We start from the raw sequence: 25,586 nt of genomic DNA, 5'->3' as shown, positions 1-25,586 counted from the left end.
CGGGTCAGCGGGCGCGGTTCAGGGTGAAGCCGGTGAACCAGGCCTCGACGACGTCCTCCTTGCCCGGGAGGCTCTTCAGCGGATCGGCGATCAGACCGGTCCGGCCCCGGGTGAACGGATGGTCGTCGTCGTCCGCGTCGAGGGCGTAGTCGCCGTCCAGCCAGGCCCGGACGCTCGTCCGGTCGGAAGTGACCCGCACCTCGGCCTGGACGCGGACGTACTCGGACCTCGGCTCGTAGCTCCCCGCCGGAACCGTGTCGAGGACGCTCACGTTCCCGTCGGGCGTCTCCTTGACCAGCCGCGCCGAGCCGTCCGAGCGGAGCATGACGGCGTAGTGCCGGTCATCGTTGCCGAGGAGCAGCAGGCCGGCCTGCCAGAGGCCGCCGCCGGCCGCGCGGGCCAGCCGCACCCGCGCCCCGGCGACGAAGTGGGACGCCGCGGGCTCCTTCGGCGCCACGCAGTATCCCGGCCCGTCGTGATCACCCTGGATCTCGAAATGCTGGTTCGCGTAGGAGCCGCACTCGTCGGCGTCCCACCCGGACGTCCGGTCGGTGAGCGTCCCGTCCGGCACAAGCGCCGCGCCGAGCGCCGGGACCTTCGGATCGGACGCGGCGTCCAGCACCCGCCAGGCCACGACCCCGCCCAACAGCACCGCCGCCGCGGCCACCAGGCCCACGAGCCGCCCCACCGGCCGCTTAGTCCGCTCCTCCGCTCGCTTAGTCCGCCCGTCCGCCCGCGACTTCCGCTCGCCGGACGCCTCACCCTCGGACGAGACCAACACCCGCGTCCCCGCAGCAGCCGCCCCACCCCCCGAAGCCCCCGCGCTCCCCGCGCCTTCCGCGCTCCCGGCGCTCCCGGCGCTCCCGGCGCTCCCGGCGCTCCCGGCGCTCCCCGTGCTGCCCGCGCCCGCCGCGCTCCCCGTGCTGCCCGCGCCCGCCGCGCTCCCCGTGCTGCCCGCGCCCGCCGCGCTCCCCGTGCTCCCCGTGCTCCCCGGGCCCGCCGCGCTCCCCGCGCCCGCTGCGGTCGCCGTGCCCGCTGCGGTCGCCGTGCCTTCCGCGGCCTCCGCGCCCGCCGCGTCCGCCGCGGTCGCCGTGCCCTCCGCGTCCGCCGCGGTCGCCGTGCCCGCCGCGGCCTCCGTGCTCGCCGTGCTCGCCGCGGCCGCCGTGCCTTCGGGCGTGTTGTTGTGCGCGGGCGCCTCCGCCCGATTCGGGCTTTGCGCGGACGGGGCGGGCGCGGCTCCGGTGATCAGGTTGGCGAGGAGGGCGGGCACGGCGGGCCGGGCGGCCGGGTCCTTGGCGAGGGCGGCTTCGACCAGCGGACGCAGGGCCGGGTCGTCCAGGCCGTCCAGGACGGGGGGCTCGTGGGCGACGCGGTACAGGGTCTCGTGGACGTGCCGGCCCCCGAACGGCGGACGGCCCGTCGCGGCGAACGTGACGACGCAGCCCCAGGCGAAGACGTCGGCGGCCGGGGTGAGCGGCCCGTCGCGCATGAGCTCGGGCGCGATGTAGGCGGGCGTGCCGAGGAACTGGCCGGTGACGGTCGGGCCGTCCGCGGCCTCCAGAGCGCGCGCGATGCCGAAGTCGATCACGCGCGGGCCGGTGGGGGAGAGCAGCACGTTGGACGGCTTCAGATCCCGGTGGACGAGCCCGGCCGCGTGGATCGCGGAGAGCGCCGTGGCCACGCCGACCGCGAGCCCCTCCAGGTCGCCGCCGCGTAGCGGGCCGCCGTCCCGGACGGCCTCCGCCAGCGTCGGGCCGTCCACGAACTCGGTGACCACGTACATCGGGTCGCGCTCCAGCTCGGCGTCCAGCACCGGCGCGGTGCTGAACCGGCTGACCCGGCGGGCGGCGGTCACCTCGCGCCGGAACCGGGCCCGGAACGCCTCGTCCCCGGCGAGCTCGGGGTTGACGACCTTGACCGCGACGCGGCGCCCGGACGCGTCCTCGCCGAGCAGGACCGTGCCCATCCCGCCCTGCCCGAGCCGCCCGGTCAGCCGGTACGGGCCGAGCCGTTCGGGATCGCCGGGACGCAGGGGTGAGGGCATGGCCACGGACATTAGCGGATGGCGCCGGCACCGGTGATCGTCGGTCGTACGCTGGGCCCATGAACGCGACCGCAGACGTGCTGGGACCGGGTTACGAGGCGATCGAGCTGCCGCTCGGGGAGGACGCCGAAGGCGAGGTCGTCGCGACCCTCGTGCGAAGGCGCGGGGAGCGGCCGTCGCGGCGGGCCGTCCTCTACGTGCACGGGTTCGTGGACTACTTCTTCCAGCGCCACCTCGCCGACTTCTACGTGGCGCGCGGCTACGACTTCTACGCGCTCGACCTGCGCAAGTACGGGCGGTCGCTGCGTCCGCACCAGACGCCGAACTTCGTCCGCAGCCTCAGCGAGTACTTCCCGGAGATCGACGAGGCGGTCCGGATCGTCCGGGCGGAGGACGGCCACGACACGCTGCTGCTCAACGGGCACTCCACCGGCGGGCTGATCGCCGCGCTGTACGCCGACCGGGTGCGCGGGCGCGGCCTCGTGGACGGCCTGTTCCTGAACAGCCCGTGGTTCGACATCGCCGAGCCGTGGCCGCTGGCCAAGGCGGGCGCGGGCCTGGCGCGGATCCTCGGCGGGCGGTTCCCGACCGCGAAGCTCCCCGCCGGGGTGTCCGACCTGTATCCGCGCAGCCTGCACCGCGACCACGAGGGCGAGTGGGAGTTCGACCTGACCTGGAAGCCGCTGCTCGGCTTCCCGGTGCGGGCGGGCTGGCTGGACGCGATCCGGCGCGGCCAGCTCCGGCTGCACCGGGGGCTCGCGATCGACGCGCCGGTGCTGGTGATGGCGTCGGCGCGCAGCGTCCGGCCGAAGCGGAGCCACGTGATCGCCGACCTGACCGGCGCGGACGCCGTCCTCGACGTCGAGCACATGGCCCGCTACGCGCCGCGGCTCGGGCCGGTCGTCACGCTCGTCCGGATCGACGGCGGGCTGCACGACCTGGTGCTGTCGGCCGCGCCGGTCCGCGAGCGGGTGTTCGCCGAGCTGGACCGCTGGATGCGCGGCTACCTGCCCGCCGGAGTTGAGACCGGGGCCGAGGGAAGGGCCGAGGCCGAAGCCAAGGACGAGGCCGAGGGCAGGGACGGGGCCGAGGTCAGCCCTTGATCTCCGAGATGTCGAAGTCGTCGAAGTTGCCGAAGACCTTCACCGACTCGTTGCCGCCCGCCGACACCAGCACGCCGGCCGCGCCGTTCTCCAGCGGATGGTCGGCGTCGGTGGTGTCCACGGCCCGCGAGCCGTTCACCCAGAGCCGCAGCCGCACCTTCTTCCCCTTGTCCTGCTGCTCGCACGCGGCCTTGACCTGGTTCTTCCTCCCGGCCTTGTAGCCGGGCACCGAGCCGGTCGTGGCGAGCGCCTTGGTGCCGAGCTGCCCGCCGACCTTCCGGACGACCAGGCCCTTGCCGTCCTTGCGGAGCAGGAAGGCGTAGAAGGCGTCCTTGGCGTCGTCGCCGTCGTCGTGCAGGCGGCAGAACACCCCGGCGGACCCGTCGTCCGGGCCGCCGTCGAAGCTCAGCACCGTGCTGACCAGGGCGCGCTCGGGCATCTCGCCGTTCTTGGGCGCGGCGCGCCAGCGCAGGGTCGAGTTGTCCGTGCCGACCCAGTACAGGCCCTTGTCGTAGCCGTACCAGCCGCTGACGCTGTCCCAGCCCGACTTGTCGTTGGAGAAGTCGTCGCTGTACACGCTCGCGGTGTTGGACGGCGGACCGTCCGGGGAGAGCAGCGCCCAGGCCCCGAGCCCGACCGCCAGCAGGACGGCGACCGCCGCGGCGCCGATCACCAGCGGCTTGCGCGGCAGCGCGCCGCCGCCGCCACCGCGTCCGGACGCCGGCGACGACGGCGGCGGGGTCAGCGGGTCGCGGCGGGTCGGTGCGGGTCCGAGCAGCGCGGTCGGCGCGGGCTGCGCCACGGTCGGAGCCGGCTGCGCCACGGTCGGAGCGTGCTGCGCGACGGTCGGGGCCGTCTGCGCGTTCGGGGCCGGCTGCGCGGCCGGCTGCGGGGCCGACGGCGTGGTCGGCGGCGCGGTCGGCGGCGTCCAGGACGACTGGATGGTCTCGGCGATGCGGGCCGGGTCCGCCTGCGCGTGGCCGACCAGGCGGGACAGCAGCTCCTGCACGGACGGCCGGTTGCGCGGGTCCTTGTCGAGCGCGGCGGTGACGACGTCGCGGAGGTCGGGGTCCAGGCCGTCCAGCACCGGGGGCTCGTGCGCGACGCGGTAGAAGATCTCCGGGACGGTGCCGCCCGCGAACGGGGCGCTGCCCGTGCCGGCGTAGGCGACGACGCAGCCCCACGAGAACACGTCGGACGCGGGCGTGACGGGCTCGCCGCGCAGCAGCTCCGGCGGCAGGTAGTTGGGGGTGCCGACGAACTGGCCGGTGCGGGTCGGGCCGTCGGCGGCGTCCAGCGCCCGCGCGATGCCGAAGTCGATCACGCGCGGGCCGGTGCCGGACAGCAGCACGTTGGCGGGCTTGAGGTCGCGGTGCACGAGGCCCGCGCCGTGGACGGCGGCGAGCGCGGTGGCCACGCCGACCGCGAGCCCCTCCAGGTCCGAGCCGGGCAGCGGGCCGCGCTCGGCGACCGCGCGCTCCAGGCTCGGCCCCTCGATGTACTCGGTGACGACGTACAGCGGGTCGTGCTCCAGCTCGGCGTCCAGCACCGGCGCGGTGCAGAACCGGCGGACCTGCCGCGCCGCGGTCACCTCGCGCCGGAACCGGTCCCGGAACGGCGCCTCGCTGGCCAGCTCGCGGTTGATCACCTTGACCGCGACCCGGCGCCCGGACGCGTCCTCGCCGAGGAACACCGTGCCCATCCCGCCGCGCCCGAGGCGGCCGAGCAGCCGGTAGGGCCCGAGCCGGCGGGGGTCTTCCGGGCCGAGGGGCGGGACGTTCGCGGCAGCGTCGGTGGTCATCTCGATCCTGGGGTCGGGAGTGGCCTTGCGGAGAGGTTCGACGCATCGAAGGCGCCTGACCGTTCCGGTGTGATCCGTACCATTCGGTGTGATCTTCACCGGATGCCCCACCCTACCGAGGCGTCCCCCCGCCCTCCGCCGATTCGACCGCCCCGCCGTGCCCCGCTGCGCCGCCCCGCGCCGGGGTCAGATCCAGTCGCCCATGGTCTCGCCGGCCAGGGCGACGACGGCTTCGACGCGGGCGGCGATCTCGCGGGGGTCCCAGATGTCGGCGCGGGCGCAGCGCTCGAACGCGACGCGCGTCGCGCCGCTGTAGAAGGCGACCACGATCTCGGGACGCGGGTCGGTGCCGGGGTCGACGCCCTCCCGGTCGGCGATGATCTGCGCGAGCAGGCCCTCGGTGCGCTTGTAGCGGGCCATCTGCGCCGTGGTCAGCGCGGGTTCGGCCTCCAGGACGCGGCGGATGCGGCGGAAGCGCTCGGTGTCCTCGGGATCGCCCTCGGCGATGTCCTTCAGGACGGTCCGGAGCGCCTCGAACAGCGCGGTGAACGGCCGCTCGCCGGCCGGACGCGCCGCCAGCGCCGCCGCGAACCGCCGGTCGTGGTCGCCGAAGAAGCCGGTGACCACGTCCTCCTTGGTCGCGAAGTACCGGAAGAACGTCCGCTGCGACACGTGCACGGCCGCGACGATCTCGTCCACCGTCGTCGCGTCGTACCCCTGCGCGAGGAACAGTTCCAGCGCCGCGTCGATGAGCGCCGTGCGGGTCTGCCGCTTCTTGCGTTCCCGCAGCCCCCCGCCGGACCGCGCGTCCGCGGAGGACGGCTCGCCGGACGGCGCGTCGGACGGCGCGTCGTCGCGCGGCGCGCCGTCCGGGCGGTTCGGGGCGGCTTCCGGGGCGGGGGAGGGCATCGGGGCTCCTTGGCGGCGGGGACGGGGAGCACGGCCGGATGCTCCAGGAGCCGGTTTATCACGGCCGCCGCCGTCCCGTCCGTTTCGGCGCCGCGACCGGCCATCCGGCGGCGCCGTGCCCGGCCATCCGGGGTGCCGTGACCGGCCACCCGGCGGCGCCGTGACCGGCCATCCGGGGTGCCGTACCGGTCACCTGGTGGCGCCGCGCGGGCGATCCGTGATCCGGCGACGTAAGCATGGCGTTACCCTCCGTTCCGAGGCGGCCCGGCGTACCTAGGGAACCGAATGGGTAGACCCAGTCCACCGGATTCGGCTGCGGTGATCATTTGCCGCGGGCCATCCTGTGGACGGCAGTGATCCATCCAGATTGAGGCGGCTGATCGCGGTGTCTGTAGTCGGGGAGCGGGAAATCGCGGAGGTGCGCCGGCACCACCTGGCCGCCCTGGCCTACGAGGTGGAGGCGCGCGGCCTGCGCTGCCGCCTCGCCGGGCCGGACGAGACGGTCCTCGGCGTCGTCGGCCCCGTCACCCGCCGCCAGATCATGGTCGTCGCGACGCCGGTGGGGTCGGGCTGGTCCTACCTGTGGTCCGGCGGCGGCATGGCCGACGTGGCCCGCGTGTCCGGCGTGGCCGACCAGCTCGCCCGCCTGCTGACCTGACGGCCGCCCCGGACCCCCGCGGCCCCTGCCGTCAGCCGCGCCGTTCCGCCGCGCCGTTCCGCCGCGCCGTCCGCCCGTTGACCTGCGGCCGACGTGCGCCTTTCCGGGATTCGGGCCGGCCCCGCCTTGCTGGGCCGGTGGCTCTTCCCTAGACTCTTAACCGAACGTATGTTCGAGACAGAGGCCGCATGCCTTCCCCCGTGCGGTGAGCGTGAGGGGGAGGCGGATGACACGCGTGTTCGGCGATCCGGTCGAGGTCGAGGTGGTCGACGGGCGGCCGGCCGGATTCGCCTGGCGGGGGCGGCGGTACGCGGTGCGGCGGCTGCTGGAGCACTGGGTGACCACCCGCGACTGGTGGCGCGAGCGGGAGCCGGACGCCGAGGATCCGGGCGAGCGGGAGTACTGGCGGGTCGAGGCCGCGGCGGCCGGCGAGCCCGGAGTCTACGAGCTGCGGCACGACACGTCGACCGGCGGCTGGACGCTGTCGCGGCTGTGGGACTGACGGGCCGCCATGCACCTGCACGTCGCGTCCGCCTACTCGACGCGGTACGGCGCGGCCTCGCCGGAGGCGCTCGCCGACCGGGCCGCCGAGCTCGGCCTGCGCACCCTCGCCCTCACCGACCGGGACGGCCTGTACGGGGCCGTCCGGCACGTCCGGGCGTGCGAGAAGGCGGGCCTCGGGCCCGTCGTCGGCGCCGACCTCGCCCTCTCCGGCGGGCGGCGGCGCGTCGTGGTGCTGGCGAAGGGGAAGGCGGGCTGGGCCTCCCTGTGCCGCCTGGTCACGGCCGCGCACGCCGCGGGGAAGCGCGGTGAGCCGCGGATCGATCCCGGCCTGGTCGCCGAGCACGCCGCCGGGCTGGTCGTCCTGCTCGGTCCCGCCTCGGACGTCGGGGAGGCCGTCGCCGACCGCGACCGCGTCCGGGCGGCGGCGCTGCTCGACGCCTGGCGCGGCACCGGCGCCGAGATCGCGGTCGAGATCGTCAACCAGCACGGCCAGGGCGACGGACCGCGCGCCGCACGGATGCTGGCGCTCGCGCGGGAGGCGGGCGTCACGGCCGTCCTCGGGAACGGCGTCCGGTACCTGGAGGCCGCCGACCACCCGGTGGCGCAGGTGCTGGACGCGGCGCGCAAGCTCGTCCCGCTGCACCGCCGCCACCTGGACGACCGGACCGGCCACGCCTACCTGAAGTCGGCCGCGCAGATGCGCCGGACGGCCGCGCTCGCCTGCGGCCCGGACGAGGCGGACGCCCTGGTCAGGGCCACCGAGCGGCTGTCCGAGCGGTGCGTCCTCGACCCGGCGCGCGATCTCGGCATGGGCCGGGCGCACCTGCCCGACACCGGCCCCGAGCCGCACGGGCAGCTCCTCGCCCGCTGCCTGCGAGGCCTGCGCGGGCGCGATCTGGAGCACCGGAGCGAGTACGAGGCCCGCCTCGCGCACGAGCTGGAGATCATCGGACGCCGGGGGTTCGCGCCGTACTTCCTGACCGTCGCGGACGCCGCCGCGCTCATCCGCGGCCTCGGCATCCGGTGCGCGATCCGCGGCTCCGGCGCGGGCAGCCTGGTCACCTTCCTGCTCGGCATCGGCGACCTGGACCCGCTCCGGCACGACCTGGTGATGGAGCGGTTCCTCGCCGACAGCCGTCCCGGCCTGCCCGACATCGACCTGGACGTGGAGTCGGCGCGGCGGCCGGAGGCGTACGAGGCGCTGTTCCGCCGCTTCGGGACGGACGCGACCGCGTGCGTGTCGATGATGGAGACCTACCGGGCGCGCAGCGCGATCCGGGACGTGGGCGGCGCGATGGGCCTGCCGCCGCAGGAGGTCGACGCGATCGCGAAGGCGTTCCCGCACATCCGGGCGCGGCAGATCCGGGCGGCGCTGACCGACCTGCCGGAGCTGCGCCGGTCGAACCTGAACAACGCCCAGCTCAACGTGGTCTTCAGGATCGCCGAGCGGCTGGACGGCCTGCCCCGGCACATCGCCCTGCACCCGTGCGGAGTGATCCTCTCGAACCCGGCGCTGCGCGACCGGACGCCCGTGGAGCCGAGCGCCGCCGGGTTCCCGATGAGCCAGTTCGACAAGGTGGACGTCGAGGCGATGGGGCTGCTGAAGCTGGACGTCATCGGCGTCCGGATGCAGTCCACGCTCGCGCACGCGGTCGCCGAGATCGAGCGGACGACCGGCGAGCGCGTCGATCTGGAGGCCGTCCCGCGCGACGACGGGCCGACGTTCGAGATGATCCGCGGCGCGCGGACGCTCGGCTGCTTCCAGATCGAGTCGCCCGGCCAGCGCGAGCTGGTCGCCAAGCTGCTGCCGCGCACGCTCGCCGACCTGGTCGTGGACATCTCGCTGTTCCGGCCCGGCCCGGTCGGCTCGGACATGGTCAGCCCGTACCTGGACGCGCGGCACGGGCGGCGCGAGGCCGTCTACCCGCATCCCGACCTGGAGCCGGTGCTGCGCGAGAGCCGGGGCGTCGTCGTCTGGCACGAGCAGGTGCTCCGCGTCCTGGACGTCATGACCGGCTGCGGCCTCTCCGACGCCGAGGGGATGCGCCGCCGCATGTCCGACGACGAGGGGCTGCGAGCGGTCGGGACGTGGTTCCGGGAGCGGGCGTCCGCGCGCGGCTACGACGACGCCACCGTGGAGCGCGTGTGGCGGACGCTCGCCGCGTTCGGCGCGTTCGGGTTCTGCAAGGCGCACGCCGCCTCGTTCGCGCTGCCGACCTACCAGTCGGCCTGGCTGAAGCGGCACCACACGGCCGCGTTCTTCGCCGGGGTCCTCACCCACGATCCCGGCATGTACCCGAAGCGGGTCATCCTGGACGACGCGCGGCATTTCGGCGTCCCGATCCTGCCGCTGGACGTGAACCGCTCGGGGGCGCTCTGGCACGTCGAGGACGGCGGCATCCGGGTCGCGCTCACCGAGGTGCGCGGGATCAGCGAGGTCGAGGTCGCGCGGATCGCCGAGCGCCGCCCCTACGCCTCGCTCGGCGACTTCTGGCGGCGGGCGCACGTGTCCCGGCCGACCGTCGAGCGGCTCGTCCTGGCGGGCGGGTTCGACGCGCTGTACCGGGACACCCCGGTCGGGCGCCGCGACCTGCTCTGCCGCGTCGGCGCGCTCGACCGGGCGTCGCCCGTGCGGCCGTCCGCCGGGCTCGTCGCGGGGCAGATCCCGCTCGGCGACGACCTCGCGACGCCCGAGCCGGGGATGCTGGAGGACGTCCCGCTCGGCGAGCTGCCGCCGATGGCGCCGTCGGAGATCGTGGAGGCCGAGCTCGACATCCTCGGCATGGACGTCAGCCGGCACGTGATCAGCTTCTACGGGGAGCTGCTGCGCGCGCTCGGCGCGGTCCGGGCGCGCGATCTCCCCGACCGCGAGAAGGGCGAGGAGGTGCTGGTCGCGGGCGTGAAGGTGGCGACGCAGACCCCGGCCGTCCGGTCCGGGCAGCGGGTGATCTTCGCGACCCTGGACGACGCGACCGGCCCGGTGGACCTGACCTTCTTCGAGTCCGTCCAGGACCGCTGCGCCGCCACGCTGTTCGGGTCCTGGCTGCTGCTCGCGCGCGGGCGCGTCCACAAGCCGGGGTTCCGCGCGGCGTCCCTGACCGCCTCGGAATGCTGGGACCTCAACGTCCTGGACGAGGCGTGGCGCGAGGGCGGACTCCGGGCCGTCCGGCGGATCATGGCGGCGCCGGGGCCGTCCCGGAACCGTCCGATCGGCCGCCGCGTGACCTACGGCTCGGGGTTCGCGGCCAGCCCGTACGCCGACGTCGGGCACGCGGGCCCGGCGATCAGGCGCCCGCCGCCCGCCCGCCTCTGGCACGCCGGCCAGGGCAGCTCAGGCCCGACTGACCCCTGACCGCGGCGCTAGTCGGGACGGGCGATCTGGAGGCGGGTGACCTGGTAGACGACGGTCATCGCGAGGGTCGCGGCGATCGCCTGGAAGGCGGCCGCGGCGACGCCGATGTGGACGGTGAAGCGGGCGTCGGCGAGCGAGTCGGCCCCGCCGTGGGCGAACGAGCGGGAGAGCAGGAGGGCCAGCAGGACGCTCAGCCACCACGCGGCGATCAGCGTGCCGGCGATGTGCCGCTGCGACATCCGGTAGCGGCCGGTCGTCACCCACACGTCGTAGAGCAGGCGCGGCGGCACCCACAGGTTCGCGACCGGGACGAGCCAGCCGAGCACCACCCAGCCCTTGCGGTGCCGGTGCGGCCCGGGGGACTGCGTGTAGGCCCGCCACAGCCAGGAGACGAACATCACCCCGGTGACGGCGGCGAGCACCGCGCAGATGACGAACAGGTCGGCGAACGGGATCAGCGAGTGCCGGGTCGTGGCCGGGTCGTAGCCGTCCTGGGTCGCGTTCCGCAGCGGATGGGACATCCGGACCAGGCTGATCCCGGCGCCCAGCGCGAGGAACGCGTGGAAGCCCAGCAACATGAACACCGCGACCCCGACGGCGCGGAAGTCCCGGCGCCTGGCCCACGCTCCGCAGGCCGGACAGCGCGCGACGTCCGCCGGGACGATGTCGCCGCACAGCGCACACGGCATGGGGGACACCTCCGAGGACTTTGTAGTCCATTGCCTCGGATACTACGTACCTTTGACCCCTGCCGCGCCCCGCCGGCCCGGGAAGCGGTACGTCCGCGCCGGGACGATCAGAGGAGGGCGCGGGTGGCGGCGAAGGCCGCCGCCAGGGTCAGTGCCAGCCACAGCACGGCGCAGACCAGGCCGGACGGGCCGCCGCGGAAGAGCCGGTCGAGACGGCCGCCGGTCGCGGCGAGCAGCGTCCACCACTGGACGGACATGAACACCGTCGCGTACGCGGAGCCGAAACCGGCGAAGGCGAAGCCGAGCACCAGCGTCACGGGGGTGATCGCGTGCAGGAACGCGCCCGTGCCGGTCACGCCCGACCGGCGCAGCAGGCCCAGCACCACGCCCCAGCCGAGGGCCCCGGCGATCCACACGGCGAGCAGCGGCCAGGGCGCGCCACCGAACGTTCCGGCCGCCATCAGCCGCGCATCAGGCCGGACTCCCAGGCCCAGGCGGCGATCCCGGTGCGGTTGCGGGTGCCGAGCTTGCGCTGGACGCTGCCCAGGTGCGTCTTCACCGTGGACAGCGAGACGAACAGCTCCGCCGCGATCTCCTCGTTGGTGCGGCCCCGCGCGACCAGCCGGACCACGTCCAGCTCCCGGTCGGTGAGCGGCTCGGGCAACCGGGGCGGCTCCGGGGCGGGGGCCGACAGGTTCGCCAGCAGCCGGACGGTCACCGACGGCGACACCAGCGCCTCCCCGTTCGCCGCCGCCCGCACGGCCTCCACCAGCAGCGCCGGGCCGCTGTCCTTGAGCAGGAACCCGGCCGCGCCGCCGCGCAGCGCCCGGTACACGTACTCGTCCATGTCGAAGGTCGTGACGATCACGACGCGGAGCGGGTCGGCCACGTCCGGCCCGGCGAGCAGCCGGGTCGCCTCCAGGCCGTCCATGCGCGGCATCCGGATGTCGAACAGGCACACGTCCGGCCGCAGCCGCCGGGCCAGCTCCACGGCCGCCGCGCCGTCGGCGGCCTCGCCGACCACCGTCATGTCCGGCTGCGAGTCGATGATCATCCGGAAGCCGGTGCGGACCATCTCCTGGTCGTCGGCGATCAGTACACGGATCGTCACGAACGCGATTCTCTCAGCTCTCCGATACCGGGATCACCGCGACGACCTCCCACCCGCCCTCGGGGCGCGGCCCCGCGGTGAGCCGGCCGCCGATCGCGTCCACCCGCTCGGCCAGGCCCGCGAGCCCGAACCCGCCGGACGGCAGCCGCCGCCCCCGGCCCTGCCCGTCGTCCCGGACGGCCACCTCGACCGACCCGTCCCCGAGCCGCGCCACCGAGACCCGCACCACCGACGCGTCGGCGGCGTGCTTGCGCGCGTTCGTCAGCGCCTCCTGGACGACCCGGTGCACCGAGGTGACGACCTCCGGCGGCAGCTCGCCGAGGTCGTCGGCCAGCGCGAGCGCGGCGGGCGGGGTGTCGCCGAAGCCGTCCACCAGCTCGGCGACCTGCGCGAGGTCCCCGACCGGACGCGTCGCGCCGGGCTCCGGGCCGCGCCCGGGCTCCTGGGCGTCGCGGAGCAGGCCGACCATGCGGCGCATCGACGTCAGCGCCTCGGTGCCCGCCCTCTCGATCTGCCCGAACATCCGGTCGAGCTGCTCGGGCGACTGCGCCGCCGCCCCCGAGGACGCCGCGAACCGCGCCGCCTGCGCCTGGACGACGATCCCGGTCACGTGGTGGGCGACGAAGTCGTGCAGGTCGCGGGCCAGTTCGAGGCGCTCGTCCCGGCGCGCGTCCGACAGCGCGCGGCGGCGGCGCTCGTCCAGCGCCCGCAGGTACAGGCCCGCGCCGATCGCGATCGCGACCAGCACCGCCAGCGGCCCGGCCAGGAAGATCAGCATCGTCTCCGAGCCGCGCAGCGGGACGAGCACCACCGGGACGGCGGCCAGCGCGGTCAGCCAGGCCAGCCGCCGCTTCGGGGCCGTCCAGACCATCCGGGCGACCAGCACGAGCAGCCCGGTCACCTCGACCAGCGCCGCCTGGTCCCGGACGCCGACGTTCCCGATCGCCAGCGCCCACGTCAGCAGCAGCGAGGCCGCGGCGCTCGCCGCCGTCCACTGCGTGAGGCCGCGCCGGGCCAGGCAGGAGTAGGCGACGAGCGCGGCGACCACGATCGTCGCGAGATCGGCCGGGCTGCGCCGCGAGTACGCCGCGGCGAGGCAGATCAGCAGGTAGAGCGCCGCGCAGCCCCAGGCCAGCAGCCGGAACAGGCAGCCGCCCACCGACTGCACCCGCGCGAGGCCGTCCCTGGCGTCCGGCTCCCGGCCCGGCCCGCCGCCCGGCGGCTGAAGCCCGTTGCCCGGCGCACCCGGCGCGCCGCCAGGCGCTCCTGTCGCGCCGCCCGGCGCACCCGGCGCGCCGCCAGGCGCTCCCCATGCGCCCCCCGAAACGTTCATATCCCCCGAGGCTACGGCTTGGGGCTTACCCCGGTATCGACCATTCGGCCGATACCGGCGTTTCCGGGACCGAACCTGCGTCCGATGTGCCGGACCGGCGGGTTCGCCAAGCATGGAGGCATGAACTTCAACGGTCTCTACCTCGTGTACGTCCCCGTCGCCGTCGCGTTCGTCGCCTTCGTGATCTACGGCGGGCTGGTCATGCCGGCCAAGGAGATGCGCGACTCGCTCCGCCACGACCGCCCGCGCGGCCCGGACGCCGGCACCGGCGCCGGCCCGGACGCCGCCGCCGGCACCGGCGCCGACGCCGCCGCCGAGGTGATCGAGTTCCAGACCGCCCGCACCGACCGGAAGGCCGCCGCGTGAACACCCCCGCCTCTCCCGTCCTGAGCGGGACGGGTCTGGTCAAGACCTTCGGTCCGACCGTCGCGCTCGGCGGCGTGGACCTCGCGGTCGGCCGCGCCGAGGCCGTCGCGATCATGGGCCCGTCCGGGTCCGGCAAGTCCACCCTGCTGCACTGCCTCGCCGGGATCATGCGCCCGGACCGGGGCGAGGTGCGGCTGCTCGGCGACCGGATCGACGACCTCGGCGAGCGCCGCCGCAGCGCGCTGCGCCGGAGCCGGTTCGGGTTCGTGTTCCAGTTCGGGCAGCTGCTGCCCGAACTGCCCGCCGACGAGAACGTGGCGCTCCCGCTGATGCTCGGCGGGACCGCGCGCCGGGAGGCCGTCGCGGCGGCCCGCGCCTGGTTCGGGCCGCTCGGCCTCGCCGGGCTGGAGGGACGCCGCCCCGGCGAGCTGTCCGGCGGGCAGGCGCAGCGCGTCGCGATCGCGCGCGCCCTGGCGACGCGTCCGGCCGTGGTGTTCGCGGACGAGCCGACCGGCGCGCTCGACCAGACGACCGGCCACGACACGATGCGGCTGCTCGTCGAGGCGACCAGGCACAACGGGGCGTCGCTCGTCGTCGTCACGCACGACCCCGGCGTCGCGAACTGGTGCGACCGCACCGTCGAGGTCCGCGACGGCCGCCTGCTCACCCCGTTCCCCGGAGCCGCGTGATGCGCACGACGTTCGCCCTCTCCTGGCGGCTGCTGCGCGGCGGCGGACGCCGGGGACTGCTCGGCTCCCTGCTCACCCTCGCCGCCGTCGCCGTCTCGACCGGCCTGCTGCTGTTCGCGGTCGGCGCGAACCACGCGTTCGCCGCGCGGTCCGCCGCCGACGCCTGGCGGCACCCGGCGAAGGCGCACGGCGCCGCGACCGCGATCGAGGCGCTGAACACCGACTACGTGCGCGGACGCCAGATCACCGTGGTCGAGCTGTCCGCGCTCTCCGGGGACGCGCCCGTCCCGCCCGGCATGAGGAGCTTCCCGAAGCCCGGCGAGGTGTGGACGTCCCCGGCGCTGGCCTCGCTCATGCGGACGCTGCCCGCCGACCAGCTCGCCGGGCGCTTCCCCGCCCGCACGCCGGCCGGGACGCTCGGCCGCGCCGCCGTCGTCCACCCGGACGAGCTGGTCGCGGTCGTCGGGCGCGCCGCGTCCGACCCGGCGATGTCCGCGAGCCGCGCCGACACCGGCATCGCGGACGCCGTCGCCTCGCCGACCCGCATCGACCGCTACGCGACCGGTTCGCAGTCGGCCACCGCGTTCGTCTACCAGATGCTCGCCGCGATCGCCTCGGTGCTCATGGCCGTCCCGCTGCTGGTGTTCGGCGGGGCCGCCGCTCGGCTCACCGTCGCCCGCCGCGACCAGCGGCTCGCCGCGCTGCGGCTGGTCGGCGCGACGCCCGGCCAGGTCGTCGCGATCACCACCGCCGAGGCCGTGCTGACCGCCGCCGCCGGAGCCGTCCTCGGGACCGTCCTGTTCTTCGCCGCGCTGCCCGCCCTCACCCAGATCACCATCGCGGGCGGCACCTGGTACGCCTCCGACCTGTGGTCCGGGCCGTGGACGCTGCTCGTGCTGGCCGCCGTGCCCGTCCTGGTCGGGATCAGCGCCGTCGTCGGGCTGCGCCGCGTCGTGGTGAGCCCGCTCGGCGTCGCCCGCCGCGAGACGCCGCCCGCGCTGCGCGCCGTCCGGCCGCTGGTCTTCCTGGCCATCGTGATCGCGTTCGGCCTGCTGTCCGGGAGCCTGACGTCGCTCGGCCGGGCGGGCCTGGTCGTGCTGCTGGTCTTCCTCGCGCTGGCCTTCCTCGGCATCAACCTCGTCGGCCCGTGGATCGTCGCGCTCATCGGACGCGTCGCCGCCGGGACCGCGCGCGGCCCGGCCCGCCTCCTCGCCGGCCGCCGCCTGATGGACGACCCGCGCTCCGCGTGGCGCACCGTCGCGGGCGTCGCCCTCACCGGCTTCGTCGCGGGCTTCCTGGCGCTGCTGAACCCGTCGTCGGCCATGCTCCGGCACGGTGCGGCCGACCGCCTGGAGATCACCGTGCCCGTCGCGTCCGCCGAGACCGTCGCCGCTCAGGCCCGCGACCGCCTGCACGGCCTTCCCGCGAAGGTCGCCATCGCTCGCGAAAAACCGCTCTCCGGCGGTCCGGAGCCCGGGCGCAAGCGTGGGGAATCCGCGATCGTCCAGGCCACCGTGGACGGCGGGCAGCAGAACGTCGACCGCGCCCGGACGGCCCTCACCGGGCTCGTCCCCGGCCACAACGCCACCACCGACGCCGACTCCGACGTGGCGTCCGCGCACCTGCTGGCCGACCTGCGCACCGGCGCGCTGACCGTGCTCGCGGTCTCGTTCCTAATCGCGATCACCAGCGCGGGCATCACCGGCGCGTCCGCGGTGCTGGACCGCCGCCAGACCTACGCCATGCTCCGCCTGGCCGGGACGCCGCTGGACGTCCTCGACCGGGCCCGCCGCCTGGAGACCCTGATCCCGCTGCTGGTCATGGGCGGCGGCTCGCTGGCGACCGGCCTGTTCTTCGCGACGCCGTTCGCGATGGGCTTCGGCCTCTCCGGCGCGCTGACCCTCGCCGCGTTCCTGACCCTCGGCTTCGGCGGCGTCCTCGCCGCGAGCGCGCTGAGCCGGCCCCTGCTCCGCGCGGTCACCACGAACCCGGCACCCCGCCCCGATTAGGGGATGGACAGGAAGATGTCCGAGATAGGCGACATGTGAACCGGTGCGGGCGGCGCGGCGTCCTCCCCTGACACGCCCGCACCAAGGAAGTGGTTCATGCGCGCACGCCTCACCGGCGCCCTGCTCGCCGGCGTCCTCCTGACCAGCTGCACGGCGGACCCGGCGCCGAAGACCGCGATCGCGACGGTGTCGCCGTCCGCGTCTTCGCCGGACGCGAGTACGAGCCCGACCGGGACGGTCACGCCACCGACCTCGTCGCCGTCCACGCCCGTCCCGGCGAAGACGCCCGGCCACCCGCCGAAACCGAAGCCGCCCACGCCGCGTCCGCACCGGCCGAGCCCGAAGCCGAAGGCGCCGGACTACCCGTCCGGGGCGTCGGCGGTCTGCCGGGACGGGACGCTCTCCTACTCCCAGCACCGGCGCGGCACGTGCTCGCATCACGGGGGCGTCGCGCGCTGGCTCTGAGGCCCCTTTCTCGCCCTGCCGGACGCCGCCCGGAAATGTCGTAGGCGATCCGTAGAGTTCGGGCTGTGACGTGGGGGAACACCGCTGAACCGGACGGTTTCGCGGTGCGTACCCACGGGTGTTCGCAAGGCATGGGAAAGGGGTCGCTATGGACGTCGTCATGGGCTCCGCGAACGGGTCTTCTCAACACCTCTCCCGGGCCAGCCTGAACGGGCCCGCCGAGCGGACGATCGTGGAACCCTGGCTCAGCGAGCTGGCGCGGCTCCCGCTGAACACCTACGCGGACGAGGCGCCGGACGGCCAGGTCGTGACCCTGCGACGGCCCGTCCCGCCCCTCGGACGAAGCGGGAGCCTGGCCGTCGCCTGATCTCCGCGGTCAGAGTTCCGCCGAGTCGCCCGGCGCGAGCAGGGTGAGCCGGTCGGTGAGGCCCGCCTCGGCGAAGGCCTTGGTGAGCTCCTCGCCGCCTTCGGTGAAGTGGGCCCAGCTGTCGAAGTGCAGCGGGACGGCGTGCCGGGCGCCCAGCAGGCGGGTCGCCTCGGCCGCGCCCGCGCTGTCCAGGGTCAGCAGCGCGCCGTCGAACAGGGGCGTCCGGGCCGCGCCCGCGAACAGCACCGCGACGTCGATCACCGGGAAGCGGTCCCCGACCTCGCGGACGACGTCCAGCGACGCGTTGTCGCCGCTGACGTAGACCGTCGGCAGGTCCTCGCCGGTGAGCACGAAGCCCGCGACCTCGCCGGTGACGGGCTCCGCACCCTCGGGGCCGTGCAGGGCCGGCACGCGCGTCACCCGCAGCGTCCCGCCGCCCGGACGGGGGATGTCGTGGTGCTCCCAGAGCGGCACCGGCGTCGCGCCGATGCGCTCGGCCCCCGCGACGGTGGTCAGGACGAGCGGCACCCGCGCCAGGAAGGCGCGGCCCGACTCGTCCAGGTTGTCGGGGTGCTGGTCGTGCGAGAGCAGGACGGCGTCGATCGGCTCCACCTCGTCCGGGGCGAGCGCGGTCGGGGCGGTCTTGGTGAGCCTGCGGTCCCCGATCGGGTAGTCGCGGGGCTCGTCGAAGGCCGGGTCGGTGAGCAGCCGCAGGCCGCCGAGCTCGAGGATCGCGGTGGGGCCGCCAAGGGCCGTGATGGTGATCGTCATGCCCATGATCCTGGCGTTCCGGCAGGTCGGCCGGGGAGTGGCGAGAAAGCCACGGTGCGATAGATTCCAGCCATGCCAGATCCCCGGACGGTCGCGGTGCTGGTCTTCGACGGCGTGCCGATGTTCGAGACGAGCGTGCCCCTCAGCGTCTTCGGCGCCGACGCGCGCGGCGAGACGCCGTTCCGGGTGCGGGCGGTCGCGGCCGAGCCCGGCCCGCTGCGGATGTCGGCGGGGCTCGTCCTGCACGCGCCGCACGGGCTCGACGCGCTGGACGGCGCGGGGATCGTGGTCGTCCCGAGCTGGCGGATCGCCGGCGAGGACCCGCCGGAGGAGGCCCTCGCCGCGCTCCGCGCCGCGCACGCCGGCGGCGCGACCGTCGTCGGCCTGTGCCGGGGCGCGTTCGTCCTCGCCGCGGCCGGCCTCCTGGACGGACGGCGCGCCACCACGCACTGGCGGTTCGCGCCCGCGCTCGCCGAGCGCTACCCGGACGTCCGCGTCGATCCCGCCGTCCTGTTCGTGGACGAGGGCTCGATCGTCACCTCCGCGGGCACCGCCGCGGGGATCGACGCGTGCCTCCACCTCGTCCGGCGGGAGGCCGGGGCGCGGACGGCCGCGGCGATCGCGCGGCGGATGGTCGTCCCGCCGCAGCGGTCCGGCGGGCAGGCGCAGTACATCGAGCGGCCGTTCCCCGAGCCGGGGACGGACGACCCGCTCGCGCCCGTCCTGGAGCACGCCGTCCGCAACCTGCACGACCCCGCGCTGGACGTGGACGCCCTCGCCCGGCGCGCGCACATGAGCCGCCGCAGCTTCGACCGCCGCTTCCGCGAGGCCACGGGAACCTCGCCGTTGCAGTGGTTGCTCGCGCAGCGCGTCCTTCAGGCCCAGCGGCTCCTGGAGAGCAGCGACCTGCCGATCGACGCGATCGCCCGGCAGGTCGGCTTCACCAACGGCGTCGCGCTGCGCCCGCACTTCCGCCGCGTCGTCGGCGTCGCGCCCCAGCCGTACCGGGACACCTTCCAGACGACCGGCTGAGGCGGGTCAGGCGCGCTGGGCGCCGATGCTGGCCATGATCTCGGGCCACGTCTTGTGCATCTCGCGCTTCCAGTACGGCCAGCTGTGCGAGCCCGCGCCGTAGAAGTCGGTCGTGACGGGCACGCCGGACCTCTTCGCGGCGGCCACGAAGTCGCCGGTCGCGCGCAGCACCTGCGTCTCGCTGAGGTAGCCGATGTCCCAGGGGGCCTTGCCGGGCTTGTCGAGCGGGCCCTTGTTGCCGTTGCCGGCCGAGACGAACAGCCTCGTCCCGCGCAGCCGCTTGACCAGCGACGCCGGGTCGTGCGCGGCCCAGTTCGCGCGGGCCGTCCACGGGTCGCCCCAGATGTCCGTCGGGTTGGTGCCCGGACGCGTGTTGATGTACATGAGCAGCGCCGGGATGCCGGGCGACAGCATCGACAGCACGCCGCTGTAGGACGCCGCGTACCGGTACATCCCCGGATGCCGCGCCGCGTAGGTGACCGCGCCCTGCGCGCCGGACGAGATGCCGATGACGGCCCGCGACGAGCCCGCGTGCAGGTTCCGCTCGACGAGCTGCCGGACCTCGGCGGTGTGGAAGGTCTCCCAGCGCGGGCTCCCGCCGCGTCCGCCGTTGTACCAGTCGGTGTAGGAGCCGTTCGCGCCCTCGGGCATCACCACGATGACGCCCCACTGGCGCGAGACCTTGGCGATGTCGGTGCTGCGCGTCCAGGAGACGTAGGTGTCGTTGCCGCCGTGCAGGGCGTAGACCGTCGGGTAGGTCTGGGTGGACCTGGCCTTCCAGCCGCTCGGCACCAGCACCCGGACGGTCCGCGTCTGGCCCAGCGCGGGCGACTTGACGGACAGGTCGACCTGGTACTTGTTCGCCCACTTGGCGGCGGTGACGACCGCGCCGTCGTCGGCGGGCAGCCAGTTCTTCAGGCCGCCGTTGCCGCCGCCCGGCGGGATGGTCGGGACCGAGGTCGGCGTCGGCGCGCCCGTGCTCGTCGGCGCCGCGTTGGGCAGCTTGGACATCCGGCCCTGCGCCGGGGACGGCGCGCCGGGCGTCTGCTGCACCGGTCTCGGGTCGGACGCGGCGGCCTGCGCGCCCAGCGGCGCGGTGCCCGCGGCGGGCTGGGAGCCCCCGGAGCCGTCCCACGGGATCAGCACCAAGGCGGTCGGCACGGCCGCGACGACCGCCACCGCGCCCACGGCCAGTTTGCGTTCGGTCCTCTTGCGCACGTTCGCCCCTTCAGTCGCGAACGTCACGGTAGTAAAAGATCACCGCCTCCGACAGTTTCAGCAGCAAACGTTAAGAATCCGGGATCTCACATCCTGATACGCATTTCTCAAACTCTGAGAAGCGCGTCTAGGCTGCGGAGCACACCGCAGAACCCGGCCGACTCCGTGAGAGGTGACCCGGATGCCCGTTTACACGCATGGCCACCACCCGACCGTGCTCAGCTCGCACACCTGGCGCACGATCGACAACTCCGCCGCCTACCTGGCCGGACACCTCCGTCCGGGAAGCACGCTCCTGGACGTCGGCTGCGGCCCCGGCACGATCACCGCCGAGTTCGCCGAACGCCTCGCCCCCGGACGGGTCGTCGGCGTGGACGCCGCCGAGGGCGTGCTGGCCCGGGCCCGCGCGCACGCGGCCGAGCGTGACCTACGCAACATCGAGTTCGCGGTCGCGGACGTCCACGATCTGGGATTCCCGGACGACACGTTCGACGTCGTCCACGCCCACCAGGTGCTCCAGCACATCCCCGACCCGGTGCGCGCGCTGTCGGAGATGCGGCGGGTGTGCAAGCCGGGCGGGATCGTGGCGGCGCGCGAGGCCGACTTCGGCGGCTTCACCTGGTACCCGCAGCCGCCCGGCATGGACGAGTGGCTGCCCGTGTACTACCGGGTCGCGCGCGGCAACGGCGGCGAGCCCGAGGCCGGACGCCGCCTCGTCTCCTGGGCGCGCGAAGCCGGCTTCACCGACGTCACGTACACCTCGACCGTCTGGGCCTTCGCGACGCCGGAGGAGCGCGCCTGGTGGAGCGGGACGTGGGGCGGCCGGATGGTCCACTCGAACGTCGCCGACCAGGCCGTCGCGAAGGGCCACGCCACCCGCGACGACCTGGAGCGCATCCACCGGGGCTGGCAGGAGTGGGCCGCCGCCCCGGACGGCGTCTTCACCGCCCAGAACGGCGAGATCCTCTGCCGCGCCTGACCGCCGGGGCGACGACCCGTCCGGCGGCCGGGGAGACGATCCGTCCGGCGGCCGGGGAGACGGCCGTCTAGAAGGGGTCGGTCAGCTCGCCGAGCTTGTCGGTGAGCTGGAGGTTGTGCGAGTAGTCGACCGGGACGGTCACCACCGACACCCCGTCGTCGGCGAGCGCCTTGCGCAGCGTGGGCAGCAGGTCGTCCGCCGAGGTCACGCGGTAGCCGTGCGCGCCGAAGCTCTCGGCGTAGGCGACGAAGTCGGGGTTGCCGAACTTGATGTTCGAGCTGCGGCCCATCTCCAGGTCCATCTTCCACTCGATCAGCCCGTAGGCGTCGTCCTCCCAGATGAGGACGGTGATCGGGATGTTCTCGCGGACGGCCGTCTCCAGCTCCTGCGAGTTCATCAGGAACGCGCCGTCCCCGGTGGCGGCGAGCACCTTGCGTTCCGGGTGCGCGAGCTTCGCGGCGAGCGCGCCCGGAACCGAGAACCCCATGGACGACAGCCCGTTCGACACCAGCAGCGTGTTCGGCTCGTAGGTCGGGTAGAGCCGGGCCATCCACATCTTCACCGCGCCGGTGTCGGCGAGCACGATGTCCTCGCGTCCCATCGCCTCGCGGATGTCGGCGACGACCCGGCGCGGCGACAGCGGGAAGCCGTTCTCGCCGCGGCCCTCGGCCAGCTCGCCGCGCAGGAGCTCGCGGATGCGGCGGCCCGTGCCGTTGACGTCCCAGCGGCGGTGCACGGCGTCGCCGAGCGCGCGCAGCGAGCGCGAGATGTCGCCCTGGATGCCGACCTCGACCGGGTAGTGGTCGTCCACCTCGGCGGGCATCGCGTGGATGTGGATGATCTTCTTGTCGGCGTGCGGGTTGACCTTGACCGGGTCGAACTCCTGGAGCTCGTAGCCGACGGCGATGAGCACGTCCGCCTCGTCGAACCCGAAGTTCACGTAGTCGTGGCGCATGAACCCGACCGCGCCGAGCGCGTTGCGGTGGTCGTCGGGGAAGACGCCCTTGCCGTTGAACGTGGTTGCGACGGGAAGCCCCAGCTTCTCCGAGAAGTGCACGAGCGCCTCGCTCGCGTGCGCGCGCGTGGCGCCGTGCCCGGCGAGCACGATCGGCTGCCGTGCCATCGCCAGCACGTCGGCGGCGCGCGCGACCTGCGCGGCGGACGGCTCCTGCGGCTGGACGACGTTCACCGGCAGCGGCCCCAGGTCCGCCGAGACGGCCGCCGCCTCCACGTCCTCGGGGATCGCGAGGTACACCGCGCCCGGACGCTCGGTCTGCGCGGTCTTGAACGCCTTGCGCACCATCTCCGGCAGCGCCTCGGGCGTCGGCGCGAGCTCGGACCACTTGGTGATCGGCCGGAACAGCGACACCAGGTCGACGATCTGGTGCGACTCCTTGTAGATGCGGTCCAGCCCGACCTGCGCGGAGATCGCCACCACCGGGGTGGAGTTGGTCTGCGCGTCGGCGACGCCGAGCTGGAGGTTGATCGCGCCCGGACCGAGCGTCGCCGAGGCGACCCCGGCCCTGCCGGTCAGCCGGCCGTAGATCTCCGCCATGAACGCCGCGCCCTGCTCGTGGCGGACGAGGACGTAGCGGATGGACGAGTCGTCCAGGGCCTGGACGAAGTGGATGTTCTCCTCGCCCGGGATGCCGAAGACGTACTCGACGCCCTCGGCCTCCAGGGTGCGGACCAGCAGTTTCGCGGCGTCCGCCTGCGTGGACATGGTCCTGTCCTTCTTCCCTCGGTGAGGTCTCGGTGTTGGCTAGAGCATCCTTCACCCGGCGCGCATTTCCCGCTGTGGCCAACCTCACCCCCGGCCGTGCGCGGGACGTCTCAGCCGAGGCCCCGGAGGGCTCAGTCGAGGACCCGGGGGTCTCAGCCGAGGACGAGGTCGCGGACGGCGCGCAGCGTCGGCTCGTCCCGGACGCCCGCCAGCAGCAGCGTCGTGACCGGGCTGTCCCGCCACAGTCCGAGCCGCTCCTCGATCCGCCCGAGCGGGCCGAGCAGCGAGATCGAGTCGGCCAGCTCGTCCGGGACGGCCCGGACCGCCTCGTCGCGCCGTCCGGCGAGGAACAGCTCCTGCACGCGCGCGGCCTGCTCGGCGTAGCCGAGGCGGCCGATCAGGTCGAGGTGGAAGTTGCGGTCCTTCGCGCCCATCCCGCCGATGTAGAACGCGAGCGGGATCTTGGCGAACTCCAGCGCCGACGCGAGGTCGTCGGTGACGATCGTGGTGACGGTCGCGGCGATCTCGAAGCCGTCCGGACGGCCCGCCAGCGACGCCCCGAACAGCGCGTCGATCTGGGTCGGGTCCACGAACAGCGGCAGCCAGCCCTGCGCGACCTCGGCGGCGAGCGCGATGTTCTTCGGCCCCTCGGCGCCCAGGTACACCGGGATCTCCGGACGCGCCGGATGCACGATCGACTTCAGCGGCTTCCCGAGACCCGTCCCGCCCGGATAGGGGAGCGGGTAGTGCGGCCCGTCGTTCGTGACGGGCGCTTCGCGCCGCCACACCTGCCGCATGATGTCCAGGTATTCACGCGTGCGCGCGAGCGGCTTGGGGAACGGCACCCCGTACCAGCCCTCGACGACCTGCGGGCCGGACGCGCCGACGCCGAGGATCATCCGTCCGCCCGACAGCGCGTCCAGCGTGAGGGCGTGCATCGCGGTCGCGACGGGCGTGCGCGCGGAGAGCTGCGCGACGGCGGTGCCGAGCTTGATCCGGGACGTCCGGGCGGCGTACCAGGCGAGCGGGGTGAACGCGTCCGAGCCGTACGCCTCGGCGGTGAAGACGGCGTGGTACCCGAGCCGCTCGGCGGCCAGCACGGTCTCGGTCTGGTCGTCCGGGTCGCGCTGCCAGTAGCCGACGTTGATACCGAGCTTCAGGTCCGCGGTCACGGTGGCACCTTCCGTAGGGGGCACCGCGATATTAGAACACGTTCTAGTTTGCTCGGTAGGGCCGGCGGGCCGCGCGCGGTGCGGCCCCGCCGGGACGGGCTGCCGGGAATCCGGAAGCGATCGGGAAGCGATCGGGAACGGTCCGATCAGGTGGTTCAGGTGGTTCGGTGGTCCGGGTGGTTCAGGGGACGGGCTGTCAGCGGTCGTGCACGCGTTCCAGCATCGCGTGCCACTCACCGGACGCCAGTAGCAGCGCGGGGCCGTCCGGGTCCTTCGAGTCGCGCACCGCGCGGCGGGCGCCGGAGAGCGCGGCGACCTCGACGCACTGGTCGCCGCTGCCGCTGTGGGACGACTTCGTCCACAGCGCGGTGTCGAGTTCGCTCTGGATGTCCTGGGGGGCTGGGTTCACGTGGTGCTCCTTGCTGAGTCGGCGACGAGGCGCGCGGACTCCTCCGGAGGGAGGGCCGCCTCGGCGATCCGCTGGAAGCGTTCCCTGTGACTGGCTATTTCCGCGACGCTTTCGACGTAAACGTCGCCCATGGTGCCCTCCACGTAGGCGATATCGGGGTCGGCGGGGTCGGGGAACGAAAGGATCGTGAACCTGCCGTCCAGGCCCGCGTGCTCACGCACGGTGAACGGCAGGATCTGGACGATGATCCGGTCGCGCTCGGCGAGCTGCGCGAGATGGGCGAGCTGGTCGGCCAGCACCCGCGGCCCCCCGATCGGACGGCGCAGGACCGCCTCGTCCACCACCATGTGCACCATCGGCGCGTCGGACCGCTCCAGCAGCGCCTGCCGGGCCCGGCGGGCGTCGAGCCGCCGCTCCACGTCCTCGGGGTTGGGCAGCATCCGCCCCGCCGTGATGACGGCCCGCGCGTAGTCCTCGGTCTGGAGCAGGCCGTGCACGAGCTGCGGGTCCCACGACCGGATCAGCTCGGCCTCGTGCTCCATCGCGACGTAGCTGCCGGTGAACACGTCGGAGTAGGCCGTCCACCAGCCGCGCCGGGACGCCGCCGACGCCAGGTTGGACAGCGCGTCCCGCTCCGGGCTCGGCACCCCGTACAGGTCGAGGAACCGCTCGATGTCGTCGGTCTTCGGACGCGTCTGCGCGGTCTCCAGCCTCGACACCGTGGCGCGCGACATGCTCAGCTGGTCGGCGACCTCCTGGAGGGTGAGACCGCGCTTCTCGCGCAGGGTGCGCAGCTCGCGGGCCAGCCTGCGGGCGCGGACGGTGGGCCGGTAACTCATGGCAGGGGAGTCTCGCCCCTCGCACGCGCTCCCACAACGGAAA

General features: G+C 74.5%; 24 protein-coding genes. 11 read left to right on the top strand and 13 right to left on the bottom strand.

The window, feature by feature from the left end; all coding sequences use genetic code 11:
- Positions 1 to 4: 4 nt before the first annotated feature.
- Entirely contained in the window at positions 5 to 2,044 is a 2,040-nt protein-coding gene (locus ACFPCY_RS29180) for a serine/threonine-protein kinase (protein WP_378260293.1), read from the bottom strand.
- A 59-nt stretch (positions 2,045 to 2,103) separates the two neighbouring features.
- Here ACFPCY_RS29180 and ACFPCY_RS29175 point away from each other — a divergent pair, with 59 nt between their 5' ends.
- The gene (locus ACFPCY_RS29175) at positions 2,104 to 3,147 is read left to right on the top strand and encodes an alpha/beta hydrolase (protein ID WP_378260291.1); all 1,044 of its coding nucleotides are present in this window, start codon (positions 2,104 to 2,106) and stop codon (positions 3,145 to 3,147) included.
- On the opposite strand, the gene ACFPCY_RS29170 is transcribed toward ACFPCY_RS29175, so the two are convergent.
- Positions 3,137 to 4,948 carry a serine/threonine-protein kinase gene (locus ACFPCY_RS29170; RefSeq protein WP_378260287.1) on the bottom strand — a complete coding sequence of 604 codons (1,812 nt, stop codon included), beginning with the start codon at positions 4,946 to 4,948 and terminating at the stop codon, positions 3,137 to 3,139. The two genes, ACFPCY_RS29175 and ACFPCY_RS29170, sit on opposite strands and share 11 nt — an antisense overlap.
- A 186-nt stretch (positions 4,949 to 5,134) precedes the next feature.
- On the bottom strand, positions 5,135 to 5,857 hold the full coding sequence (locus ACFPCY_RS29165) for a TetR family transcriptional regulator (RefSeq protein WP_378260285.1): 723 nt from the start codon (positions 5,855 to 5,857) through the stop codon (positions 5,135 to 5,137).
- 385 nt (positions 5,858 to 6,242) lie between these two features.
- Here ACFPCY_RS29165 and ACFPCY_RS29160 point away from each other — a divergent pair, with 385 nt between their 5' ends.
- The 3 genes from ACFPCY_RS29160 to ACFPCY_RS29150 all read left to right on the top strand — a co-directional run bounded on the left by ACFPCY_RS29160 (position 6,243) and on the right by ACFPCY_RS29150 (position 10,371).
- A complete protein-coding gene (locus tag ACFPCY_RS29160) occupies positions 6,243 to 6,515 on the top strand; it encodes a hypothetical protein (RefSeq protein WP_378260283.1) in 273 nt (90 codons plus the stop codon).
- 226 nt (positions 6,516 to 6,741) lie between these two features.
- A complete protein-coding gene (locus ACFPCY_RS29155; protein WP_378260281.1) occupies positions 6,742 to 7,017 on the top strand; it encodes a DUF6504 family protein in 276 nt (91 codons plus the stop codon).
- Positions 7,018 to 7,026: 9 nt separating this feature from the next.
- Entirely contained in the window at positions 7,027 to 10,371 is a 3,345-nt protein-coding gene (locus ACFPCY_RS29150; protein ID WP_378260279.1) for a DNA polymerase III subunit alpha, read from the top strand.
- Positions 10,372 to 10,379: 8 nt separating this feature from the next.
- Here the strand turns inward: ACFPCY_RS29150 and ACFPCY_RS29145 are convergent, their stop codons facing one another.
- From ACFPCY_RS29145 to ACFPCY_RS29130, 4 genes are all read right to left on the bottom strand, one after another.
- Positions 10,380 to 11,060: a DUF4328 domain-containing protein gene (locus ACFPCY_RS29145; protein WP_378260277.1), complete on the bottom strand. Its 681-nt coding sequence runs from the start codon at positions 11,058 to 11,060 to the stop codon at positions 10,380 to 10,382.
- A gap of 107 nt (positions 11,061 to 11,167) precedes the next feature.
- Positions 11,168 to 11,521: a hypothetical protein gene (locus tag ACFPCY_RS29140; RefSeq protein ID WP_378260275.1), complete on the bottom strand. Its 354-nt coding sequence runs from the start codon at positions 11,519 to 11,521 to the stop codon at positions 11,168 to 11,170.
- Positions 11,521 to 12,171: a response regulator gene (locus ACFPCY_RS29135; RefSeq protein ID WP_378260273.1), complete on the bottom strand. Its 651-nt coding sequence runs from the start codon at positions 12,169 to 12,171 to the stop codon at positions 11,521 to 11,523. The genes ACFPCY_RS29140 and ACFPCY_RS29135 overlap by 1 nt, the downstream gene beginning before the upstream one ends.
- 13 nt (positions 12,172 to 12,184) lie before the next feature.
- Complete coding sequence (locus ACFPCY_RS29130) at positions 12,185 to 13,504, bottom strand: sensor histidine kinase (protein WP_378260271.1); 1,320 nt, start codon at positions 13,502 to 13,504, stop codon at positions 12,185 to 12,187.
- A gap of 120 nt (positions 13,505 to 13,624) precedes the next feature.
- On the opposite strand from ACFPCY_RS29130, the gene ACFPCY_RS29125 reads away from it, so the two are divergent.
- The 5 genes from ACFPCY_RS29125 (at position 13,625) to ACFPCY_RS29105 (ending at position 17,400) form a co-directional block, all read left to right on the top strand.
- A complete protein-coding gene (locus ACFPCY_RS29125) occupies positions 13,625 to 13,870 on the top strand; it encodes a hypothetical protein (protein ID WP_378260269.1) in 246 nt (81 codons plus the stop codon).
- Positions 13,867 to 14,559, top strand: coding sequence for an ABC transporter ATP-binding protein (locus ACFPCY_RS29120; RefSeq protein WP_378260267.1), 693 nt, complete (start codon positions 13,867 to 13,869; stop codon positions 14,557 to 14,559). Before ACFPCY_RS29125 ends, ACFPCY_RS29120 begins: the two co-directional genes overlap by 4 nt.
- Positions 14,559 to 16,568: an FtsX-like permease family protein gene (locus ACFPCY_RS29115; RefSeq protein ID WP_378260265.1), complete on the top strand. Its 2,010-nt coding sequence runs from the start codon at positions 14,559 to 14,561 to the stop codon at positions 16,566 to 16,568. Before ACFPCY_RS29120 ends, ACFPCY_RS29115 begins: the two co-directional genes overlap by 1 nt.
- Positions 16,569 to 16,664: 96 nt before the next feature.
- On the top strand, positions 16,665 to 17,033 hold the full coding sequence (locus tag ACFPCY_RS29110; RefSeq protein ID WP_378260263.1) for a DUF3761 domain-containing protein: 369 nt from the start codon (positions 16,665 to 16,667) through the stop codon (positions 17,031 to 17,033).
- A gap of 148 nt (positions 17,034 to 17,181) precedes the next feature.
- Positions 17,182 to 17,400 carry a hypothetical protein gene (locus tag ACFPCY_RS29105; RefSeq protein WP_378260261.1) on the top strand — a complete coding sequence of 73 codons (219 nt, stop codon included), beginning with the start codon at positions 17,182 to 17,184 and terminating at the stop codon, positions 17,398 to 17,400.
- Between the two features lie 9 nt (positions 17,401 to 17,409).
- On the opposite strand, the gene ACFPCY_RS29100 is transcribed toward ACFPCY_RS29105, so the two are convergent.
- Positions 17,410 to 18,171 (bottom strand): MBL fold metallo-hydrolase, encoded by a 762-nt coding sequence (locus ACFPCY_RS29100; RefSeq protein ID WP_378260259.1) that lies wholly within the window; start codon positions 18,169 to 18,171, stop codon positions 17,410 to 17,412.
- A 72-nt stretch (positions 18,172 to 18,243) separates the two neighbouring features.
- On the opposite strand from ACFPCY_RS29100, the gene ACFPCY_RS29095 reads away from it, so the two are divergent.
- Entirely contained in the window at positions 18,244 to 19,203 is a 960-nt protein-coding gene (locus ACFPCY_RS29095; protein ID WP_378260257.1) for a GlxA family transcriptional regulator, read from the top strand.
- A 6-nt stretch (positions 19,204 to 19,209) separates the two neighbouring features.
- Here ACFPCY_RS29095 and ACFPCY_RS29090 read toward each other — a convergent pair whose 3' ends face one another.
- On the bottom strand, positions 19,210 to 20,421 hold the full coding sequence (locus ACFPCY_RS29090; RefSeq protein ID WP_378260255.1) for an alpha/beta hydrolase: 1,212 nt from the start codon (positions 20,419 to 20,421) through the stop codon (positions 19,210 to 19,212).
- Positions 20,422 to 20,602: 181 nt separating this feature from the next.
- Here ACFPCY_RS29090 and ACFPCY_RS29085 point away from each other — a divergent pair, with 181 nt between their 5' ends.
- The gene (locus ACFPCY_RS29085; RefSeq protein ID WP_378260253.1) at positions 20,603 to 21,400 is read left to right on the top strand and encodes a methyltransferase domain-containing protein; all 798 of its coding nucleotides are present in this window, start codon (positions 20,603 to 20,605) and stop codon (positions 21,398 to 21,400) included.
- A gap of 67 nt (positions 21,401 to 21,467) precedes the next feature.
- On the opposite strand, the gene ACFPCY_RS29080 is transcribed toward ACFPCY_RS29085, so the two are convergent.
- From ACFPCY_RS29080 to ACFPCY_RS29065, 4 genes are all read right to left on the bottom strand, one after another.
- Positions 21,468 to 23,123: an acetolactate synthase large subunit gene (locus ACFPCY_RS29080; protein ID WP_378260251.1), complete on the bottom strand. Its 1,656-nt coding sequence runs from the start codon at positions 23,121 to 23,123 to the stop codon at positions 21,468 to 21,470.
- A gap of 152 nt (positions 23,124 to 23,275) precedes the next feature.
- The gene (locus ACFPCY_RS29075; protein ID WP_378260249.1) at positions 23,276 to 24,295 is read right to left on the bottom strand and encodes an LLM class F420-dependent oxidoreductase; all 1,020 of its coding nucleotides are present in this window, start codon (positions 24,293 to 24,295) and stop codon (positions 23,276 to 23,278) included.
- 196 nt (positions 24,296 to 24,491) lie between these two features.
- Positions 24,492 to 24,704: a DUF397 domain-containing protein gene (locus tag ACFPCY_RS29070; RefSeq protein ID WP_378260247.1), complete on the bottom strand. Its 213-nt coding sequence runs from the start codon at positions 24,702 to 24,704 to the stop codon at positions 24,492 to 24,494.
- Positions 24,701 to 25,543, bottom strand: a complete 843-nt coding sequence (locus ACFPCY_RS29065; RefSeq protein WP_378260245.1) for a helix-turn-helix domain-containing protein — start codon at positions 25,541 to 25,543, stop codon at positions 24,701 to 24,703. The genes ACFPCY_RS29070 and ACFPCY_RS29065 overlap by 4 nt, the downstream gene beginning before the upstream one ends.
- Between the last annotated feature and the right edge of the window lie 43 nt (positions 25,544 to 25,586).

It is taken from the genome of Actinomadura gamaensis (assembly GCF_042652125.1).
Classification (GTDB): Bacteria; Actinomycetota; Actinomycetes; order Streptosporangiales; family Streptosporangiaceae; genus Spirillospora; species Spirillospora gamaensis.
The sequence above is the reverse complement of the archived record's forward strand: the minus strand, read 5'-3'. Positions and strand labels throughout refer to the sequence as shown.

Excerpts from the sequence above, each read along its gene's own strand:
- ACFPCY_RS29140 (WP_378260275.1), bottom strand. The coding sequence starts at position 11,521 with ATGGCGGCCGGAACGTTCGGTGGCGCGCCCTGGCCGCTGCTCGCCGTG.
- ACFPCY_RS29155 (WP_378260281.1), top strand. The coding sequence starts at position 6,742 with ATGACACGCGTGTTCGGCGATCCGGTCGAGGTCGAGGTGGTCGACGGG.
- ACFPCY_RS29170 (WP_378260287.1), bottom strand. The coding sequence starts at position 4,948 with ATGACCACCGACGCTGCCGCGAACGTCCCGCCCCTCGGCCCGGAAGAC.
- ACFPCY_RS29180 (WP_378260293.1), bottom strand. The coding sequence starts at position 2,044 with ATGCCCTCACCCCTGCGTCCCGGCGATCCCGAACGGCTCGGCCCGTAC.
- ACFPCY_RS29150 (WP_378260279.1), top strand. The coding sequence starts at position 7,027 with ATGCACCTGCACGTCGCGTCCGCCTACTCGACGCGGTACGGCGCGGCC.
- ACFPCY_RS29110 (WP_378260263.1), top strand. The coding sequence starts at position 16,665 with ATGCGCGCACGCCTCACCGGCGCCCTGCTCGCCGGCGTCCTCCTGACC.
- ACFPCY_RS29105 (WP_378260261.1), top strand. The coding sequence starts at position 17,182 with ATGGACGTCGTCATGGGCTCCGCGAACGGGTCTTCTCAACACCTCTCC.
- ACFPCY_RS29125 (WP_378260269.1), top strand. The coding sequence starts at position 13,625 with ATGAACTTCAACGGTCTCTACCTCGTGTACGTCCCCGTCGCCGTCGCG.
- ACFPCY_RS29095 (WP_378260257.1), top strand. The coding sequence starts at position 18,244 with ATGCCAGATCCCCGGACGGTCGCGGTGCTGGTCTTCGACGGCGTGCCG.
- ACFPCY_RS29145 (WP_378260277.1), bottom strand. The coding sequence starts at position 11,060 with ATGCCGTGTGCGCTGTGCGGCGACATCGTCCCGGCGGACGTCGCGCGC.
- ACFPCY_RS29085 (WP_378260253.1), top strand. The coding sequence starts at position 20,603 with ATGCCCGTTTACACGCATGGCCACCACCCGACCGTGCTCAGCTCGCAC.
- ACFPCY_RS29080 (WP_378260251.1), bottom strand. The coding sequence starts at position 23,123 with ATGTCCACGCAGGCGGACGCCGCGAAACTGCTGGTCCGCACCCTGGAG.
- ACFPCY_RS29100 (WP_378260259.1), bottom strand. The coding sequence starts at position 18,171 with ATGACGATCACCATCACGGCCCTTGGCGGCCCCACCGCGATCCTCGAG.
- ACFPCY_RS29130 (WP_378260271.1), bottom strand. The coding sequence starts at position 13,504 with ATGAACGTTTCGGGGGGCGCATGGGGAGCGCCTGGCGGCGCGCCGGGT.
- ACFPCY_RS29175 (WP_378260291.1), top strand. The coding sequence starts at position 2,104 with ATGAACGCGACCGCAGACGTGCTGGGACCGGGTTACGAGGCGATCGAG.
- ACFPCY_RS29165 (WP_378260285.1), bottom strand. The coding sequence starts at position 5,857 with ATGCCCTCCCCCGCCCCGGAAGCCGCCCCGAACCGCCCGGACGGCGCG.
- ACFPCY_RS29115 (WP_378260265.1), top strand. The coding sequence starts at position 14,559 with ATGCGCACGACGTTCGCCCTCTCCTGGCGGCTGCTGCGCGGCGGCGGA.
- ACFPCY_RS29065 (WP_378260245.1), bottom strand. The coding sequence starts at position 25,543 with ATGAGTTACCGGCCCACCGTCCGCGCCCGCAGGCTGGCCCGCGAGCTG.